General features: G+C 61.0%; 3 protein-coding genes. All 3 read left to right on the forward strand.

The window, feature by feature from the left end; all coding sequences use genetic code 11:
- Positions 1-310: 310 nt before the first annotated feature.
- Positions 311-730 (forward strand): type II toxin-antitoxin system HicB family antitoxin, encoded by a 420-nt coding sequence (locus tag NMG70_RS28375; protein ID WP_254027555.1) that lies wholly within the window; start codon positions 311-313, stop codon positions 728-730.
- Between the two features lie 184 nt (positions 731-914).
- Positions 915-1,496: a VOC family protein gene (locus NMG70_RS28380; RefSeq protein ID WP_254027556.1), complete on the forward strand. Its 582-nt coding sequence runs from the start codon at positions 915-917 to the stop codon at positions 1,494-1,496.
- A gap of 27 nt (positions 1,497-1,523) precedes the next feature.
- Complete coding sequence (locus NMG70_RS28385) at positions 1,524-2,411, forward strand: glutathione S-transferase family protein (RefSeq protein WP_254027557.1); 888 nt, start codon at positions 1,524-1,526, stop codon at positions 2,409-2,411.
- The last annotated feature ends 469 nt before the right edge of the window (positions 2,412-2,880 follow it).

Here is a 2,880-nt window from a genome sequence, read left to right on the forward strand (position 1 = left end):
CTGACTGTGCATTGATGGCAGCACGGTTTCGATTGAGACTAACATACCTCCTTGGTCGGGAGGGTCCAACGTGGGGAAGTTCCTGGCAGGCCTGTTGGCCGCGATGCTGGTGGCGTCGGCAGGACGATGCTGGTCCAATGACAGGCTTCCTACAAGCCGATCGCCGAAGAAGCAGTGAGAACGGCCAGTGCCCGGCTGTATTCCGACATTCTGAAGCAAGAATGCATGTATGGGCGGCGGTTAGGGATATTCCTTTGGGAACCTTGCGGAGCATTGAACGTCAATCCGGTCTGAAGCTGAGGTAGATACAATGAAGCAGTATATCGGATTGATCCACAAGGATACCGACAGCGACTTCGGTGTGTCCTTTCCTGATTTTCCCGGCGTCATCACCGCCGGCACCGATCTGGACGACGCTCGTGCCATGGCTGAGGAGGCCCTTGCCTTTCACATCGAAGGGCTTGTGGAAGATGGCGAAGCCATTCCAGAACCCTCCAGCTTGGAAGATGTCATGGCCGACGCCGATAATCGAGACGGCGTTGCAATCTTGGTTGCGGTGAAGACCGAGGCCAAGAAAGCTGTCCGCGTGAACATCACGCTCGCTGAAGATGTTCTGAGCCAAATTGACGCCTTTGCCGAGGCGCACGGTTATACCCGGTCCGGCTTTATCGCGAAGGCGGCTCAAAGGGTCATCGAGCTTGAGGGCGGTCTAAAGGCTCGCAGCGCTTAGCCACCGTTTGCGCTACCCAGGGCCTTCCAATGCAAGCGTCCCTATGTGGCCTGGCTTCTGGCGCATCGTCGCCGGTTGATTTAGCATCTCCTGATAATCCGTGCCAGGCACAAGGCAGCACAACCGCGAGCGGCACCGGGGGCGAAGATAACACGACGTCGTCCGGCTGCCAGGGAGAGGTCCCATGCAGAAACTGCAATCGCAAGGCGTCCATCACATCACGCTGGTCGGCGCCGGGCGCCAGACGTCGATCGATTTCTGGGAAGGCGTGCTTGGCATGCCTTTCATCTTCGAGCAGCCCAATCTCGACAAGGCCAGCGAAAGCCACCTCTATTTCGATCCGGGTGACGGCCGGCTGATCACCATCTTCACCGACGAGAGCCGCACGCCGGAGAAACGGCGCACGCCGACCGATCCGGGCTGCGTCCATCACATCGCCTTTGCGGTGTCGCGGGTCACCTTCCTGCAGGCGGTCGCCCGGCTCGACGAGCGCGCCATCAAGCACAGCGGCGTCAAGGATCGCGGTTTTATGGATTCGATCTATTTCGAGGATCCGCTCGGCCTGCTGATCGAACTCGCTTCCTACCGTTTCGAGCCGCCGGCGGGCTTCACCCATGCCGACGTGCTGATGCAGGCGCACAAGCTTCGCGTCGCCCGCGGCGACTACGCAATCGCGGAAGTGCATCTCGCCGACGCGATACAGGCGCTGGTCGAGCGCTCCCGCGCGACCTTATCGGAGGACCGCGCGCCGAAAAATCCATACTGACGACAGCAACCCCGAGGGAGGACCACAATGGCAAAGACGACCACGAAAAATGCGAAGAAGCCGGCTGCCAAGCCCGCCGCAAAACCAGCTGGCAAGGCGACAAAGCCTGCGGCCAAGGCGTCGAGTGCTTCCGCCAAGTCGGCAACGAAAACCGCCGCAAAACCTGAAGGTAAGGCATCCCTGAAGTCCACGCGGAAAGCCGTGGCGAAATCAGCGAAAAAACCCGCGCTGACGCTCAGCATGCTGAAGCCGAGCGTCAACAATATGAGCGTACGGGTGTTTGCGCGCGCGGCCGGGCTCAACCATTCCGAGACCGACGTATGGGGCCACACGCGCTCGCCCGAGTATATGGCGCGAAACCCCGCCCATCTGACGCCGATGATCGAGGACAAGGGCCTGCCCAGGGGCGTGTTGTGGGAAAGCTGCGCCATCATGCAGTATCTCGCCAACAAGCACGGGCTGGAGAAATTATATCCCAAGGCGCCGGCCAAGCGGGCGATGATCGACAGCGCCATGTTCTACCTGATCGGCACGCTCTACCCCTATGTCGCGCGCGCCACCTATCCTGCGCTGAACTTCCCGCAATATGCCGGCGAGGTCGGCCACAGCGACGCTCATCCCGACAAGAAGTCGGAGGCCCAGAAGGCCGCCATAGAAGCGATAGCCGAGCCGCTAGAGGTCTTTCACAGCTTCTTCAGGAACGGCAAGCCGTTCATTGGCGGCAAGCACCCGTCGATCGCCGACATCCGCCTGGCGGCGACGCTCGAATTCCTGGCAGCCATCGACTACGCGCTGCCGCAATGGGCGAAGGAGTACATGGCGGCGATCGAGAAGAAGCTCGGCAAGGCCTATGCCGAGCCGGCCGCCGACGTGCGCGGCTATATCGCCCATGTGAAGTCGCAGGCTGCGGCGTGAGGCTTTTGCTGTAACGGTTTTGCTTGCCCGGGCCGACCTAAACCGAGGCCGAAGGCCCGGCCGCCTTTTACGGGACGTAAGAATGTTTGACGCGTCGACGGTGAAGCGACGGTTGACCTGGAGGCAGCGGTCCTGATGATCAGGCCTGTGCGGGTGGCGTCCATGGAAGGGACTGTATATGACCCGCAAACTACCCTTATTCGCCGCGTTCGGCCTGGCGCTTGCTGCCTTGGCGGCGCGGGACCAAACTCAATCGGGAGGCACGCAGGCGACGACCGCTGGCCAATTGCCGCCACCTCCAGCCGACACGATGACGCCGGCACCCGCAACCCCGCCAGCTCAGACAGCCCCTGTTCAGTAACAGATCGTAATTTCAAAAAATGGAACTCCCGCCTCGAGGCGGAGGTTCACTTGGAAGGAAAGGTCGGCCATGTGCCGGCCTTTTTGTCGTGCGCCAGGCATGGTGCGT

This window comes from Mesorhizobium ventifaucium (genome assembly GCF_935822925.1).
GTDB lineage: Bacteria > Pseudomonadota > Alphaproteobacteria > Rhizobiales > Rhizobiaceae > Mesorhizobium > Mesorhizobium ventifaucium.

What these genes read in the sequence shown, in the direction of transcription:
- NMG70_RS28375 (WP_254027555.1), top strand. Translation starts at nt 311, where the DNA reads ATGAAGCAGTATATCGGATTGATCCACAAGGATACCGACAGCGACTTC.
- NMG70_RS28380 (WP_254027556.1), top strand. Translation starts at nt 915, where the DNA reads ATGCAGAAACTGCAATCGCAAGGCGTCCATCACATCACGCTGGTCGGC.
- NMG70_RS28385 (WP_254027557.1), top strand. Translation starts at nt 1,524, where the DNA reads ATGGCAAAGACGACCACGAAAAATGCGAAGAAGCCGGCTGCCAAGCCC.